Source organism: Paraburkholderia sp. BR10141, assembly GCF_056155635.1.
In genome coordinates this window covers 197,857-213,714 of the sequence record NZ_JBMIQH010000010.1, presented here as the reverse complement: position 1 = coordinate 213,714, position 15,858 = coordinate 197,857, and the positions used below count along the sequence as shown (strand labels likewise).

The following is a 15,858-nucleotide window of genomic DNA, read 5'->3' as shown; positions in this document are numbered from 1 at the left end:
AGCGTGCGGTTGCAGGCGACGTTCACGCGTTGATCCAGGCACGCGCCTGTTCCAGCTCGTTGACGTGGAACGCCTTGATTTCAGCCTTGGTAAAGAATCGCGCCAAATGCATCGAGGCGCGAATCCAGGCCGCATCGGCCACCACCGCGGCGCGCGTGACCTTGCGGGCGACGGACACGCCTAGCGTCATGTCGGTCCACAGCGCCTTTGGCTCGATACCGCTGAAATGCTCGATGCGTTCGAGCACACGGGTTTTCCCGTTCAGTTCAAGATCGCCACGCATGCGCTCGATGGCTTCGCGCAAATCGTGGTCGGTGATTTTGCCTTCGACGGTGATTTCGACGACGGGCGAATCGGGAGTGGAGTGATACTGGATCATGGCGGGCCCCCATGGTAAGGAGACGTTACACGCTCAGGCGCGGCGAGGCCTGGCGTTCGACAGCACTTTCATAGTACCCCTTTTCATGCGCCATGCTGCCCGCAAGAAAGTGGTGTGCCTTTTGAAAGCCGCCTCAAATGTTTGCAGTGCATAAAAAAAGCCGCATACAGGGACGCGGCCGAGGGGGGCACCTGACGGGGGCTATTCCGTGTGCAGGCGCATAGCCAGATTACTCAAGCTGTGTGACATTCATCTAGCCGAAAAAAATAGCGGCGCTTCGTGTCGACACGGCGCAACAACAAAATTAGGGAATCTTGCGGTGCGCTGCAGTCTGGGCTAGATCGGCCGCGTCGCTTTTAATGAGGGTGCTTCAGCGGCGGCCCCTCGTTCACCACGGAATCGTCTGATTTTCCCAGCGGGTGAATGTCCCCGACGGGCCGTTCGGACCCAGCAGAATGACGCGTACCGCTTCGCGGGCACCTTCCTCGACGGTCTCCGTGCCGGTGAAGCCGTTCAGGTTCGTGCGCGTGTAGCCCGGCGAAACGGCGTTGACCCTGATGCCCTCCGGTTCCAGTTCGATCGCCATGGCAACGGTCAATGCGTTGAGCGCCGTCTTGGACGCGGGGTACACCGGACCGAAGATCGAGCGCCACGGGAACGCAGGGTCCGAGTTTGTCGTGAGCGATCCCACACCACTCGACACGTTGAGGATGCAGGCGGCCATCGATTTGCGCAGGAGCGGCAGCATCGCCTGATAAACGGCCAGCACGCCGAACACGTTGGTGTCCCACACCGCGCGCATTTCGTCGAAAGAGACATTGCTCGGGCGGGTGGTCTTCGCGAAGTCCTCCACGGACTGGCCGGGCTGCCGGTTCGTGCTCGAAATCGCGGCGTTGTTGACGAGCACGTCGAGGCGGCCATGCTCGTCGCGAATGCGCTGCGCGGCGGCGGCGATCGAAGCCTGATCCGTCACGTCGAGCTGGAGCGCACGCGCGTTCGGCCCAATCTCCCTGGCCGCGGCCTCACCGCGTTCGAAATTGCGCGACCCGACGAGCACCGTGAGGCCGTGTGACGCGAGATCCTTCGCGATCTGCAGACCGATTCCCTGATTGGCGCCGGTGACGAGCGCGATGACATTGTCCTGCATGCAAATCTCCTGGTGTTGATTAGCTCGCCTCAGCTGCCCACGCCTGTGCATCGGCACCGGCGGGAATGTGCATCGGAGTCGAGGGATCGGTCGCCGCGCGCCACACGGCTTCGGCGACGTCCTGTGCCTGGGTGAGCGGGGACGCCGTGTCCTCCAGACGCGCGATGACTTCTTTGACGAGACCCGCATAGGCCTCATTGTCGAAGCCGTGGATGTGGGCACGCGCGTTCTCTCCAAAGCGCGTCTCCAGCGAACGGCCTGGTAGCACGAGGCGCACTCGCACGCCGAACGGTTCGAGTTCGAGCGCCATCGACTCGGTGAACGCGTTCACCGCCGCCTTGCTCGCGCGGTACGCGCCGATCAGCGGCAGCGCCTTCAGCGTCACGCTCGACGTAACGTTCACGACGACGCCGGCCTTGCGCGCGCGGAACTGGGGCAGCACGGCTTGCGTCACCGCGATCGTGCCGAACGTGTTGGTCTCGAAGACCTCGCGCACGGCGTCGATCGGAACAAGCTCAGCCGGGGACGCCGCGCCAAAGCCCGCATTGTTGACGAGGACGTCGATCGGGCCCGCAGCCATGACGGCCGCGCGTATGCTTTCCGGCTTCGTGACGTCGAGCGCCAGCACGCGCAGATGTTCCGAAGGCGGCAGCACGTCGTCACGCGGCGTACGCATCGTGGCGACGACCCGCCAGTCACGGGCCAGGAAGTAGCGGGCGATCTCGAGCCCGAAGCCGGACGAGCAGCCGGTGATCAGCACGGTTTGCATGGAATCTCCTTTGGTTTGCGTGTGTCCATACGATAGATCGCGCAGACCGTACTTGCTACAATCAAAGGTCCGAATTTCGTTTGCAGGAGTCCGGCCATGATCGATCCGTTGGCTGAAGTCGTGACGCTGCTGCAGCCGAGTGCGCGCTTCTCCAAACTCGTCCTCGGCGCCGGCCCCTGGCGCATCAGTCGTTCGGGTGCGGGCGAGCCTTTCTATTGCGTCATCCTCGATGGCGGGTGCTGCATCACGATCGACGATCACGCGCCGCTCGAACTCGTGGCCGGCGACTTCGTCCTGATTCCTGCGTCCTATGGCATCGAGGTGAGCAGCCTCGAGCCTCCCCCGCCGGACGTCGAGCCAGTGACGCCCGTCGCGCTGGGCAACAATGAATTCAGAATCGGCGCCGCGGACCACCCGGTCGATTCGCGCATGGTGGCGGGCCACTGCAGCTTCGGGTCGCCGGATTCATCTTTGCTGGTTTCGCTGCTGCCGCAACTCGTGCATGTCCGCGGCCAGGAACGGCTGGCCACACTCGTCAAGCTCGTGCGCGAGGAATCGAGAGCGCAGCGGCCTGCGCGTGAAGTGGTGCTCTCTCGCCTGCTGGAAGTGCTGCTCATCGAAGCACTGCGATCCACGGCGGGAACGTATGCGCCACCGGGGCTCGTGCGCGGACTCTCCGACAGCCGCCTCGCGGCCGCGATCCGGGAGATGCACGAGCACCCGACGAAGCCGTGGACGGTTGCCGCGCTCGCGAAGGAGGCCGCGCTCTCACGTTCGACGTTTTTCGAACGCTTCAGCCGCGCAGTCGGCGTCGCGCCGATGGAATACTTGCTGACCTGGCGCATGGCGCTCGCGAAGGACCTGTTGCGTCGCAATCACGGCCGTATCGCCGAGATTGCGCAACTTGTCGGCTACAGCTCGGCCAGCACGTTCAGCGTTGCCTTTACGCGGCACGTCGGCCGGCCGCCTACGCAGTACGCGCGTGAGGAGCAGGTGGCCCCGGATGGCGCGTAAGCAGGCGCGAGCGGGTTGCCGGGAGGGCTGTTCGCGTCGGCAAATTTCCAGGCGGTACTGCGGCGACTACTGTCCGAGTATGGAGAGCGCCTCATGCACGGGCGCGAGGGAGACAGCGACGATGCCGCCGAGCGGCGTGTTCATTTCCAGAATCAAAAAAATGGCGATAGAGGTGGATATCGCGCCCAGAAAGAACGTGATGACGACCGTCGTGTTGGGTGAGGTGAACAGCCCAAACGAGCCGAAGATGATGCACAGCCACAACACGAGCGTGAGCAGCAGCGGCATCGGGGTCGAGCCTGCCGCCTGCAGCAGTGCAAGCTCGCGCATCGCCAGGACGTCGCCGGCGATCTGAATGGCGCGCGCCTGTAGCCGGCGTTGCGTTTCACTGTTCGGTGACAGTTGCGCCAACCGGCGTTGAATATTTTCCCCGCGTTTAAGCTCCTCGGGGCTGCGCATGCTTGCCAGCTGAGCCGGATCGCCGGAGGTGATCTTCTGGATGCCAGTGGCGACGCCCTGCTTCAGCAAGACCCGGATCTCCTGCGTCTCTGGACCGTACTGGGCGAGTGTGCGATCGAGCAGAATGATTTCGGTGGCGTCGCGTACGACCGCGGCGTTCGCGGCATCGAATGAGTTTTTCGCCGACGAGATCAGCAGCCCGAGCACCAATGCGGCCATGGTGGCTATCAATCCAATCGTCAGCTTAATGACGCTGACCGATTCGTCGCCGAGATGATGCGCTGGCAGCATGGTATGCAGATACAGGCCGAGCAGGGCGCAGCTAAACACGCATGCAAACACAATGATCGCAATGCCCAGGTGTGGCACGGTTCGATTCTCCGTTTTCGCTGGAGGCGTGGTTGCCTTCGCCGGATGCCTGAACGACTATTTTGTATTACACCCCATGTAATTGGCGAGGCTGCGGCGCATCACTACTCTTTGTTTGTCGTGTCATCGCCCCTTGATGCATGCGTCCGACTCCCAAGGAAAAATCATGGCTCACTTTCCCGTATATACACTCGATTCGGCTCCGGAAGGCTCGAAGGCGGCATGTCGAGGTCTTGCCGAAGCAAAGCACTCTTTCAGACGCCGTGCGCTTCCAGCCGCCTGAAGATGAGGTAAGCGCGGAATAGTCTTCGCCCGCAAGGTGTTCTGTTGACGCAAAGACGATTCGTGTAGCAAAGCAAAGCCATCGAGAAACTTGCTATCTCTGCGAAAGGAAACAAGACAATGGAAACGCAATTGAGCACCTTGACGTCTGAAACCGCGAACGCATCTGCCGCCTCCCCACAAAAGCTGCTTCAGCTGGCCATGGGTTTCTGGGCCTCGAAGACGCTGCTCTCCGCGGTCGAACTCGACCTGTTCACCGTTCTGGGAAGGGGTCCGCGCACAGCAACACAACTGATGGATCAAATGCAGTTGCATCCGAGATCGGCACACGACTTCCTCGACGCTCTGGTCGCGCTAGGGGTCCTGGATCGAGACGACGGGCTGTACCGGAATACCGCCGAGGCCGATGCATTTCTGGACAGATCCAGGCCGGGTTGTATCGCCGGATTTTTGCTCATGGCTAACAACCGCTTATATCCGTTCTGGGGCTCGTTGACCGAAGCATTGCGCACGGGGCTCCCGCAGAACGAAGCAAAGGAGGGCGGTAACCCGTTCGATGCAATCTATCGTGACGAACGCGGACTCCGTGAGTTTCTGGGCGCAATGAGCGGTGTCAGCATGGATCTGGCAAAGGAGATTGCGCAAAAGTTTCCCTGGCAGAACTATCGCTCGGTCGTCGACGTCGGGACCGCGCAGGGCGCCCTCGTGGCGGAGATTGCGCGTACGCACGAGCATCTTGCGGGAATCGGGTTCGATCTGCCCGCCGTCGCTCCGGTATTCAACGACTACATCGCGGCGAACGCGCTAGAGGATCGAATTCGCTTTCATCCGGGCGACTTCTTCGTGGACGCCTTGCCTTCAGCCGACGTTATGGTGATGGGACACATTCTGCACGACTGGAATCTCGAACAGAAGCGCGAACTGCTCGCGAGGAGTTATCAGGCGTTGCCCGCCGGCGGATGTCTGATCGTCTACGACGCGATGATCGACGACGAGCGCAGGCGCAATGCGTTCGGCTTGCTCATGAGTCTGAACATGCTGGTCGAGACGCCCGGCGGTTTCGACTATACCGCCAGGCAGTGCCGCGAATGGATGACCGAGGCTGGCTTTCGGGAGATCAGGGTCGAACCGCTGGGCGGGCAGAACTCGATGGTGATTGGCGTGCGCTAGCGGTCGAGATGCGACAGCATGGGCGGCAGGTAACGTGTGCCCGCGGTCTGGTGTCCGGCAAGGAAACTCCGAATGTGATCCAGATCCGCCGGCGTCAGCCGAACTGAAGCTGCGTTCACGTTTTCCTCGAGGTATTGGCGCCGTTTGGTGCCGGGGATCGGCACCAGATCGTCACCTTGCTTGAGCAGCCAGGCGAGCGCGAGCTGGCCCGGTGTCACGGACTTCTCGTCGGCAAGGGCCTTGATGAAATCTGCGAGCTTGACGTTCGTATCGAAGTTGCTGCCCTGTATGCGCGGATCGTTGGCTGCCCGCCAGTCGTTGGCGGGAAGGTCCTCCGCCCGCCTGGCGTTGCCGGTCAGGAAGCCCCGGCCAAGCGGACTGTAGGGAACAAAGCCGATACCCAGTTCGCGCAGCGCCGGCAGCACCTTGTCTTCGACGCCGCGCTCGAACAGCGAATACTCGCTTTGCACGGCCGAGACGGGTTGCACGGCATGGGCGCGCCGGATGGTATCGACGCTCGCTTCCGACAAGCCGAAATAGCGAACCTTGCCCGCGGCGATCGCGTCCTTGACCGCGCCCGCCACGTCCTCGATCGGCACGTCGGGATCCACGCGATGCTGGTAGAGCAGATCGATGTGATCGGTCTGCAACCGGACGAGCGACGCGTCGATCACCTCCTTGATATGCTCGGGGCGGCTGTCGAGGCCGCGTACGCCGTTGTCGATCTTGAAGCCGAATTTCGTCGCGATCGTCACTGCGTGACGACGCCCTTTTAGCGCGCGTCCGAGCAGTTCCTCGTTGGCGAAAGGACCATAGATCTCAGCGGTATCGAGGAATGTGCAACCGAGCTCGATCGCCCGATGAATCGTGGCGATCGACTCGGCGTCGTCGGGCGTGCCGTAGGCGTAGGACATCCCCATGCATCCCAGCCCGATCTCCGAAACGGCGAGTCCTTCACGTCCAAGCTTGCGCGTGTTCAGCATATTGCCCTCCTGTGGTGGCTAGCTACCTAGCATGGCACGCGCGTCGGATACGTGTTAGCACGATACTCCTGATTGCTTGCACGATTCTCCTGCAGATAAGGGACGCTCACCAACTCCATTGAGTCGTCGCAAGGCGATGCGGGTGCGACCTCGCAGTCAGCGCAATAGACACGACCCATGCCGTCGAGCTGCGCGCTTGGCTTGCCGGCCTGGTCGATGATGTCACTCGCATCGATCTGCGCTTGGGACATGTGCCGGATAAGGTCCTCCATCTCGTCCAGAAGCACGCCGGGAATATCGTGAAACGCTTCCTTTGTGACGCTTGTGGAAGCGCGATCATTCTCATTTCAGGTAAATAAGCATTCCGAATAAAACGACGATGTTTGAAAGAACTGAGCCGTCGAACACGCAGTCGTCTATGGCTCCCATGGAGTTCCGTCACCATGCTTCTGCAAGCGTATACATGATTTGACCGTGGATCTGCAATCCTCGTACCAAGCCAATATTAGTGAGGGCGCCGCGTGATGAATCGGAATCCGTAATGTTTTTTTCACACAAATGCGCCTACAGCGACCTAGTGTGTTTTGGTAGTGGCATCTTCGCTGCATGTTTACGCGGACGGTAGCAAGCGTTGGTTTTGCGGTGGGGGCAAGTCGGTTTCACATGTACCGGAAGATCACGATATGAAAGTCATGGCTCCGGTGACGGACAGCCGGAAAGTCCACAGGCGTTTTCCCTTTTTCGCGAGGCTCAGAATGAAAATCAATATCAGGTGCTTATCCCGGTTTGCTTTCCAGGGCGTGGCAGGCGGCGGGGTCATTGCGCTCGCGTGCTCGATCGGCCCAGGCGCGAACGCGCAAACACTCGGATCGCTCGTCCAGGTAGCCGCGGGCGACCCGTTCAGCGGATGTGCCGCCGACCAGGTGCATGCGCAGGAATCGGCATTCGGCAGCGTCCTGTATCCGGCGACCTCGATTGAGCCATGGATTGCGGTCGATCCGACCGACCCGTCCCGTCTCCTCGCCGGCCACCAGCAGGATCGCTGGAACGACGGCGGTTCACGCGGGCTCGTCGGCGTCGCCTCGAGCGATGCGGGCACAACCTGGTCCAATTCGATTCCGTCCGGCGTGACTGCGTGCACCGCAGGCAAATTCCGGCGAGCTTCCGATCCCTGGGTAGATTTCGCGCAAGACGGAACGGCCTTCTTTTTCTCTCTGGTACTGGACCCTGCGCAGCCGACGACTCCTTTCGGAGCCCGAAATAGCGGAATGCTGGTCAGCCGCTCCACTGACCACGGCGCGACGTGGCAGCCTCCCGTTACGCTGATCCGCACCAACTCGCCGCACGTGCTCAATGACAAGAACTCACTCACTGCGGATCCGACCGCGAACAAATACGTCTATGCGGTCTGGGATCAGTTGAGCGTGTTCCCGCCGACGAAGGAGGGCGCCCAACTGCTCGCGCAAAATGACGGTGTTGAGATCGCGCGCCAATTGGCGGGCCTCTCTTCGACATGTGGGACGCCGCCGTGCGCGGGTGGTGCCCCCTCCTCCAAATTCAGTTTCACCGGCCCTAGCTTCTTCTCACGGTCCACCGACAATGGCGTGACGTGGAGCACAGCCGCACCGATCTACCAGCCTGGCACGAACGCGCAGACAATCGACAACATGGTGCGCGTGCTGCCTGATGGAACCGTGCTCGACTTCTTCACCGCGATCAACGTCACGCCATCTCCACTGAGCATCGGCTATATCAAGTCGACGGACAAAGGCGCGAGCTGGTCGGGGCCGACGTTCACCAACAATATTCATACGATCGGCGGCGTGGTCACCGGCGTGGTCACACCTGACAGCGGTCAGCCGATACGCGACGCCGCTATTCTCTACAGTGTCGCTGTGAACCCGGTCTCGGGGGCTATCTATCTTGCCTGGCAGGACGATCGCTTTTCGTCCGGGACCTGCACCACACCCACCGGATCGATTCCGATTGTCGGGATCGTCTTCAGCGAGTCGGATGACGGCGGGGCGACCTGGTCAGCACCCGTGATGATCAACAAGACGCCGCCGAACGGTACGAACCCCTGCCGTCAGCAGGCGTACATTCCGGCGATAGTGCCTTCGGGCGACGGCAATACGATCGTGGTGACCTACTACGACTTTCGTAATGACACGAACACGCCTGTGGGCTTCGAGGGCAGCGACTATTTCGCGGTGTTCTGCTCGACCGCCACTGCGTGCACGAACCCCGCCAACTGGGGTAACGAACGGAAACTGACTGACGCCTCGTTCAACATCCTGAACGCACCCGTAGCGGGCGGACATTTCCTCGGCGACTACATGGGGCTGGCCGCTAGCGGACCGAAAACTATTTACCCCTTATTCGGTGTTGCCACGAGTGCCAACGTGACGGCCGAATACACCCGTAAGATCACCTTACCGTAAGCGCTAACGGCGGCGGCCGCAGGAGGTCGCCGCCCATGAATCGGGAAGCATGTGTAGACGACCGATTCGGCCGACGCGGGAAGTTGGACACGCGTGCACTCCTCGTCAGGACGGCGGCGAGAGCGCCTCGTTGAACTGCGAGAGAAACTGTCATGAAGTAACGTCGGTGTGCTCGCCGGATCGCATCAATCCTTGCAGGGTTGTGGATTAAATCCAGCCTTGGCCAAGCCTTCCGTGAAAACGGCAAGATTTTCGTTGCGCTGGATCGGCATCCATTCGGTCAAGTTGCCGAGACGCAAATCGGGAACCAGTTCACGTAGACGAATCGCAGCTTGTCGAGCCTCCCGTTGATTCCCGAGCCAGGCCTGACTCGCGGCGAGCGTTGCATGGGCAAGGCCGAAACTGGGCAAATCCCGCATCGCCTTCTCTGCCCACGCAGCGGCCTCGACGAAGTTGCCCATGAACAAATGCGCGGCAGACAACCCAAACTGCATCCGGTAGCGTTCCGGATCCAACGGGCTCAGCTGCATCGCATGGGTAAATTGCCTGATCGCCTGTTCGGTTTCGCCGTGCCACAAGCGAACGAATGCGCCGAGGAACCACGCGGCGGCGAGATTGTGATTCAGCTCCAACGCCCGATCCAGAAGCGCAATGCCTTCCGCCAGGTGGTCACCGGCAAGATGTCCGAGGGCGTGCCCGCTACGCGCCAGGGCCACGGCGTCGTATCTGCCAAGCTCGACCGCGCGGCGCGCCAGACGCGCGCCTTCGGCCATTTCCCGCGGGCGATCCTGCATCCAGCCGTTGACCTTGCGCCAGCAATGACACCAGGCCGCCATTGCATACGCCGAAGCGTATTCCGGGTCGCACTCAAACGCGCGCTGGAATAGCGGCAACGCTTCGTCAATCGCTTCGCGGGTGCCTCGATGAAGCCGCGCCATGCCGCGTAGGTAGAAGTCGTACGCATCCAGACTTTCGGTCGGTTTGAACCGGGCGCGAGCGATCTCCGCCTGTTCGAGCTGCGGCGCAATTGCGCCGACCACGCTGTCGGCGATCTGATCCTGGAACTCGAAAATATTGTCGAGCACGCCCTCGAAGCGACCAGCCCAATGAGTCGCGCCGGTGCTCGCATCGACGAGCTGACCGGTGATGCGAACGCGGCCCTGTGCCCGGCGCCAACTTCCTTCGAGCACGTAGCGCACGCCAAGCTCGCGCCCGATCTGCTTCACATCCACGTTTCGATGCTTGTACGTGAAGCTGGAATTACGTGCCACGACGAATAACCAGCGGTATCGCGACAACGCCGTGATGACGTCCTCGATCACACCGTCGGCGAGGTAATCCTGCTCCGGGTCACCGCTGAGATTGACGAACGGCAGGATGGCGATGGAAGGCTTGTTGAGCTGCGCCGCGTGCGGCGACGACGTGGTTGTCTCGCCGGACTGAAGCGCCAGCGGTCGTTCGGTGATATCGGCGACGAACCGGAATCCCTTGCGCGCCACGGTTTTGATCACACGCTGCTGCTGACCGTCATCGCCGACCGCGGTGCGCGCGGCATTGACGTGGCTCGCCATGGTGGATTCGGAAATCACGCGTCCGTCCCACACCGCATTGATTAACTCGTCACGTCCCACGACACGGTTGCGATGACTCGCCAGATAAACCAGCAGATCGAACACCTTCGGCGTCGTGGCGACCGGTTGGGAAGCACGGCACAAGTCGCGACGTTCCAGGTCCAGCGTGCAGTCAGCGAAAACCCATTGCATTCGGGGCTCCAGCGCGAGAAGGCCGCCGGGCATGGGGTACCCGGCGCGCCGATGAAGCAGATCAAGGAATTTTGGACGGAAATACAAGGTGCAGGCAAAGCGGCGCCCGCGTCCGGAAATCATACTGCACCCATCGGATAAGGCGGCAAGCCCTTCGTAAACTTGGCCAGTGGGAGTGCAACATGAAAGTGGTCGTCATAGGTGGCAGCGGACTGATCGGCTCGAACGTGGTGCGGCGGCTTGGCCGCGATGGGCACGAAGTGGTGGCTGCATCCCCCTCGACCGGGGTGGACTTGATGACGGGCGAGGGGTTGGTGAGGGCGCTTGAAGGCGCGCAGGTCGTTGTCGATGTCGCCAACGCGCCATCCTTCGAGGACGACGCCGTGATGGCCTTCTTCCAGACAGCGGGCCGCAACCTGTTGGCCGCCGAATACGCTGCGGGCGTCGAGCACCACCTCGCCCTCTGCGTCGTGGGCACCGAACGCCTCCAGCAAAGCGGCTATTTTCGCGCCAAGGCCGCGCAGGAGACGCTGATCAAGGCGTCGCCGGTCCCGTACACGCTGCTGCGCGCCACCCAGTTCTTCGAATTCGTCGGCGGCATCATCGCCTCCGGCACCCAGCGAGACGAGGTGCACCTTTCGCCCGCGCTGATCCAGCCGGTTGCTGCCGACGACGTCTCCGCAGTCCTCGCCGATCTTGCGGCGGGGATGCCATTGAACGACACCATTGAAGTCGCCGGTCAGGACCGCTTCCCGCTGGACGACCTGGCCCGCAAGTTCCTCGCCGCACACAAGGATCCACGCACGGTGATCGCCGATGTCCACGCACGCTATTTCGGCAGCGAACTCGACGACCGCACCCTGGTCGCCGGCAGTGGCCATCGCGTCGGCCCGACGCGCTTTCACACCTGGCTCAGCCTCTCCGTTGCGAAAGACTGATTCCTGCAACGATTTTCCTCTGTTTAACCCTATAAAGGACATGCCATGACCCAGCGCATCGATTACCAGCAACAATCCCCGGAACTGTTCAGAAAATTTGTCGAATTCAGCCTCGTGCTCAAGAAGTCCGCTATCGAGGAATCCATCGGCCATCTAGTCGATATCCGGGCCTCACAGCTCAACGGCTGTTCGTTCTGTGTCGACATGCACGTGAAGGAAGCCACGATCCATGGCGAGCGTCCGCTGCGTCTTCATCACGTCGCCGTGTGGCGCGAGTCCAACCTGTTCACGCCGCGCGAGCGTGCCGCGCTGGCCTGGACCGAAGCGCTGACCCAGATTTCACCGCTTGGCGTGAGCGATGAAATCTACGACCGCGTGCGGACCCAGTTTTCGGAGAAGGAGCTGTCCGATCTCACCTTCCAGGTGATGTCGATCAACGCGTGGAACCGGGTCAACATCGGCTTCCGCATCCCGCCGGGGATCTACGACAAAGCCTTCGGCGTGGACAAGTCGGGCCTGGCCTGACCGCGGCGCAAAGGGGTAGCGTCATGCAAATTTCGAGATTGCTGATCGCATCGCTGCTGCTCGCTGCGGGCGCTGGGCGAGCGCACGAGCCGGCGCAAGCACAAGTCACGCCGCTGATGACCAAGGCGCTGGATGACTATCCGGGCAAGGAAGCGCTGATGATCCGCGTGGAATATCCGCCCGGCGCGTCGGACCCCGTGCATCGGCACAATGCGCACGGTTTCATCTACGTGCTGGAAGGCAACATCGTGATGCAGGTCAGGGGCGGCAAACAAGTCGCGCTCGGTCCGGGACAGACGTTTTATGAGGGGCCGAACGACGTTCATACGGTTGGGCGCAATGCGAGCCAGACGAAGCCCGCGACGTTCATCGTAGTGCTGCTCAAGGACAAGGGCGCACCGGTTCTCGTGCCAGCGAAGTAAGCCATGCCGTCGCCCGGCGCGGCTCACGAAATCTATTAATAGGATTACTTAAAATGACTAAAGCAACCCGCAATGTGCAGCCTGTTACCGCCAACCTTGGCAAAGCAGGTTCAGTCGAACTCGTGCCTTCCCGCTACGCCGTGCGCGTGGGTGACATCGACGTCGTGCTGATCAGCGATGGCATTCTGCCGCTTCCGAGCTCGACCATGTCCACCAACGTGAGCGAAGCGGACCGCAACGAATGGTTCGACGGTCGCTTCCTGCAACGCGACATGTTCGACTGGGCGCTGAATATTGCGCTCGTGCGCAGCGGCGAACGCCTGATCCTGATCGATTCGGGTGTGGGCGACGGTTTCGAATACTTCACCCGTGCAGGTCGGTCGGTGATGCGACTGGAATCGGCTGGCATCGACCTGGCTACGATCACCGATATCGTGATTACGCATATGCACATGGATCACGTCGGCGGACTGAACGTCGATGGCGTTAAGGCCAGACTGCGCCAGGACGTGCGCATTCACGTATCTGCGGCCGAAGTGGAATTCTGGAAAAGTCCGGACTTCAGCAAGACGGTGATGCCGGAAGCCGTTCCTCCCGCGCTCCGCAAAGCGGCTGCGAAGTTCACGGAACTCTACAGCGAAAACATCATGCAGTTCGATCAGACCGTCGAAGTCGCAACGGGCGTGTCGGCGCGCGTAACGGGTGGGCACACGCCGGGGCATTGCGTCGTAGACGTCGCCTCGAACGGCGAGAAACTGACGTTCGCAGGCGACGCGATTTTCGAAGTCGGCTTCGACCATCCCGAATGGCAGAATGGCTTCGAGCACGATCCTGACGTGGCTGCGGACGTGCGTATCGCGCTGCTCACCGACGCTGCTGAAACCGGCGCTTTGCTGGCCGCAGCACATGTGGCGTTCCCGTCCATCGGTCACGTTGCAAGGAACGGTAAAGGCTTCCGTTTCGTGCCGGTGCAGTGGGATTACTGATTGATGAACGCCTGTCAATCATCGGCGGGCGTGAAGGCCGCCTTCATGGCAGCACGACGATCTTCCCGCCGGCCTTGTTCTCTTCCATGCACCGGTGTGCTTCTACGATTTCGTCGAGTCGAAAAACCTTCCCAACGGGGACGCGAAGTGTTCCGGCCTTCACCTGCGCCAGCAATTCGTCATACGGCGTCGCCATGAATTCATTGACTCCGCCGTCGTAAATGGTGAGTTTCACCGTGCTCGGTATCACTTCCATCGGACTGAAGGTGTCGAACGACCACTGGTTGCCAACAATGCCAGTCATGCACACCACACCGCCTTGTTTCGCGCAGCGCAGCGAGTCCTTCAGCGTCGTGGTTCCGATGAGTTCCAGCACTTTATCCACGCCGCCGGGCGACACTTCGCCGATCTCCTGCGCGATTGTGCCCGAGTCTATGACGACACGGTCGGCGCCGTTCGCACGCAGCGCGTCGCCTTTCTGCGGATTGCGGGTCGTCGAAATCACAAACGCACCGTGCGCTTTGGCGATTGCCGCAGCGGCAAGTCCAACCGATGTCGTTCCACCCCGAACCAGCAGCCGGTCCCGCACTTGCAGCGCGAGGGCCTTGAACAGCGAGCCCCACGCGGTCTGAAGCATTTCCGGCATTGCGCCGAGCGTTTCCCAGGGCAAGCCAGTGACCAGTTTTTGTACCTGCCGGGCAGGTACGCAGGTGTACTCCGCATAGCTGCCGTCGAACTCACGCCCCAAGCCTCCCATCGCGGTGGCAACCGTCTCGCCCTTGGCGAACTCCATTCCCGGTGCGTCTTCCACGATGCCGACCGCCTCGATTCCCAGCACGCGTGGAAACTTCACGCTCTGAGAAAATCCCTGGCGGGTAAACATTTCGGATCGGTTGAGTCCGAACGCCTTCACGCGGATCAGTACTTCGCCGCGCTGCGGCGTCGGTATAGGCCGTTGTTCGAGCTTGAGCACCTCAGGACCACCCGGCTCGTGGATCACTGCTGCTTTCATGGTCGTCATCGACGCCTCCTTTGCGGCTCGCGAGTGTCTATTCGAAACCATAGAGCAGCTGCGATTTTCCGGTAGGCGGTAATGCAGAAAATCGTTTTCCACTTCCGGAAAGATCAGCGTGCCATGATATGTCACGTGGGCGCTCGTGCTCCGGGTTGGCATCTATCCTTGCGGCGCCGCCGACGATTGGCGCACAATGGTTTTCCAAGGATGGAAAAGCGATGGCGAACCTCAACTCGCTGGTGATATTCGCAAAGGTGGTCGAATCGGGCAGCCTTTCCGGGGCGGCACGCCGGCTTGGCATGCCGGTCTCTACGGTCAGCCGGCACATCGCTGAGTTCGAGCAGGCGCTGGGCGTTCGGCTCCTTGAGCGCTCCACGCGTAATCTCACCCTTAGCGACCTCGGCAAGGAGGTGTATGAGCAAGCCGTGCGAGGCGTCGAGCTGGGTGAGGCCATCGACAGCGTCGCGTCCAGCCATCTCTCGGACGTCTCGGGGCTCTTGCGCCTTTCGGCGCCGCCAAGCGTTTCGGACACCTTGCTGACGCCGCTTGTCCTGGAATTTCAGAAGCGCTATCCGAATGTGCGTTTTCAGATTCTCGTTACCGAGCGCTACGTCGAACATATCGCGGACGGCGTCGACCTTGTGTTCCGGGTTGGCGCATTGCGCGATTCGTCGCTGGTCGCGCGGCGCCTTCTGGCCTATCGTCATCGCATCGTTGCGACGCCTGCGTGCCTTAAGCGCTGTGGGGAGATACGAAAGCCGCAGGATCTGCTCGAGCATCGCCTCCTTGCGTTTTCGCACTGGAAGGCGGATTGCAGCTGGTGTTTCGTGCACGAGAATGGAGGGGAAAAGCAGACGCTCACGTTCCAGCCGTTGTTCGCGATGAACGATTTTGCGGGCCTCGCTTCCATGTTGCTGGCGGGTGCCGGTATTGGTGAACTGCCCCCTGTGGTCCGGCCCGATCTTGTTCGCGAGGGCAAGCTGGTGGAGGTGATGCCGCAGTGGCGCCTCCCGACATACGACCTCTCGCTCGTGTACCTGGGCAACCGGCACATTTCGAAACCGTGCAGGCTCTTCAAGGAATTCGCGATTGAAATGGCACCCGTGTTGTTTCCGGATTTTCCGCAGTAAGATGCAGACCATTCGAACTCCTGAATGATTTCGAATGGTTGAAACGGGTTCGATGGTATCGCCTGT

16 protein-coding genes are annotated in these 15,858 nt (G+C 61.2%); 8 read left to right on the top strand and 8 right to left on the bottom strand.

The annotated features are described in order from the left end of the window. Positions 1-22: 22 nt before the first annotated feature. The 3 genes from ACOJB8_RS16785 to ACOJB8_RS16775 form a co-directional block, all read right to left on the bottom strand. On the bottom strand, positions 23-379 hold the full coding sequence (locus tag ACOJB8_RS16785) for a SpoIIAA family protein (RefSeq protein ID WP_342947269.1): 357 nt from the start codon (positions 377-379) through the stop codon (positions 23-25). Between the two features lie 388 nt (positions 380-767). Continuing rightward, a complete protein-coding gene (locus ACOJB8_RS16780; protein ID WP_342947270.1) occupies positions 768-1,526 on the bottom strand; it encodes an SDR family oxidoreductase in 759 nt (252 codons plus the stop codon). A gap of 19 nt (positions 1,527-1,545) precedes the next feature. Next, entirely contained in the window at positions 1,546-2,295 is a 750-nt protein-coding gene (locus ACOJB8_RS16775) for an SDR family oxidoreductase (protein WP_342947271.1), read from the bottom strand. A gap of 96 nt (positions 2,296-2,391) precedes the next feature. On the opposite strand from ACOJB8_RS16775, the gene ACOJB8_RS16770 reads away from it, so the two are divergent. Further along, a complete protein-coding gene (locus tag ACOJB8_RS16770; protein ID WP_069266417.1) occupies positions 2,392-3,309 on the top strand; it encodes an AraC family transcriptional regulator in 918 nt (305 codons plus the stop codon). A gap of 66 nt (positions 3,310-3,375) precedes the next feature. Here ACOJB8_RS16770 and ACOJB8_RS16765 read toward each other — a convergent pair whose 3' ends face one another. After that, positions 3,376-4,137, bottom strand: coding sequence for a bestrophin-like domain (locus ACOJB8_RS16765; protein WP_368684517.1), 762 nt, complete (start codon positions 4,135-4,137; stop codon positions 3,376-3,378). Positions 4,138-4,539: 402 nt separating this feature from the next. Between ACOJB8_RS16765 and ACOJB8_RS16760 the strand changes: the two genes are divergently transcribed. Next, entirely contained in the window at positions 4,540-5,589 is a 1,050-nt protein-coding gene (locus tag ACOJB8_RS16760) for a methyltransferase (protein WP_368602178.1), read from the top strand. Here ACOJB8_RS16760 and ACOJB8_RS16755 read toward each other — a convergent pair. Next, positions 5,586-6,572, bottom strand: coding sequence for an aldo/keto reductase (locus ACOJB8_RS16755; protein ID WP_342947273.1), 987 nt, complete (start codon positions 6,570-6,572; stop codon positions 5,586-5,588). The genes ACOJB8_RS16760 and ACOJB8_RS16755 overlap by 4 nt on opposite strands. A gap of 26 nt (positions 6,573-6,598) precedes the next feature. Then, positions 6,599-6,859: a hypothetical protein gene (locus ACOJB8_RS16750; RefSeq protein WP_475013414.1), complete on the bottom strand. Its 261-nt coding sequence runs from the start codon at positions 6,857-6,859 to the stop codon at positions 6,599-6,601. A gap of 468 nt (positions 6,860-7,327) precedes the next feature. Here ACOJB8_RS16750 and ACOJB8_RS16745 point away from each other — a divergent pair, with 468 nt between their 5' ends. Then, positions 7,328-9,013 carry a sialidase family protein gene (locus ACOJB8_RS16745; protein WP_475013413.1) on the top strand — a complete coding sequence of 562 codons (1,686 nt, stop codon included), beginning with the start codon at positions 7,328-7,330 and terminating at the stop codon, positions 9,011-9,013. Between the two features lie 185 nt (positions 9,014-9,198). Here ACOJB8_RS16745 and ACOJB8_RS16740 read toward each other — a convergent pair whose 3' ends face one another. Continuing rightward, positions 9,199-10,776, bottom strand: a complete 1,578-nt coding sequence (locus tag ACOJB8_RS16740; RefSeq protein WP_475013412.1) for a winged helix-turn-helix domain-containing tetratricopeptide repeat protein — start codon at positions 10,774-10,776, stop codon at positions 9,199-9,201. A 182-nt stretch (positions 10,777-10,958) separates the two neighbouring features. On the opposite strand from ACOJB8_RS16740, the gene ACOJB8_RS16735 reads away from it, so the two are divergent. Genes ACOJB8_RS16735 through ACOJB8_RS16720 form a run of 4 tightly spaced genes read left to right on the top strand, consistent with a single transcriptional unit; the run spans position 10,959 to position 13,647 of the window. Continuing rightward, positions 10,959-11,714 carry an SDR family oxidoreductase gene (locus ACOJB8_RS16735; RefSeq protein WP_342947277.1) on the top strand — a complete coding sequence of 252 codons (756 nt, stop codon included), beginning with the start codon at positions 10,959-10,961 and terminating at the stop codon, positions 11,712-11,714. Positions 11,715-11,759: 45 nt separating this feature from the next. Continuing rightward, positions 11,760-12,239, top strand: a complete 480-nt coding sequence (locus tag ACOJB8_RS16730; protein WP_069266424.1) for a carboxymuconolactone decarboxylase family protein — start codon at positions 11,760-11,762, stop codon at positions 12,237-12,239. Between the two features lie 23 nt (positions 12,240-12,262). Next, positions 12,263-12,661, top strand: coding sequence for a cupin domain-containing protein (locus tag ACOJB8_RS16725; protein ID WP_475013411.1), 399 nt, complete (start codon positions 12,263-12,265; stop codon positions 12,659-12,661). Positions 12,662-12,714: 53 nt separating this feature from the next. Beyond that, the gene (locus ACOJB8_RS16720; RefSeq protein WP_475013410.1) at positions 12,715-13,647 is read left to right on the top strand and encodes an MBL fold metallo-hydrolase; all 933 of its coding nucleotides are present in this window, start codon (positions 12,715-12,717) and stop codon (positions 13,645-13,647) included. 43 nt (positions 13,648-13,690) lie between these two features. On the opposite strand, the gene ACOJB8_RS16715 is transcribed toward ACOJB8_RS16720, so the two are convergent. Beyond that, a complete protein-coding gene (locus ACOJB8_RS16715) occupies positions 13,691-14,668 on the bottom strand; it encodes a zinc-binding alcohol dehydrogenase family protein (RefSeq protein WP_475013409.1) in 978 nt (325 codons plus the stop codon). A 212-nt stretch (positions 14,669-14,880) separates the two neighbouring features. On the opposite strand from ACOJB8_RS16715, the gene ACOJB8_RS16710 reads away from it, so the two are divergent. After that, positions 14,881-15,792, top strand: a complete 912-nt coding sequence (locus ACOJB8_RS16710; RefSeq protein ID WP_475013408.1) for a LysR family transcriptional regulator — start codon at positions 14,881-14,883, stop codon at positions 15,790-15,792. Positions 15,793-15,858 lie beyond the last annotated feature (66 nt).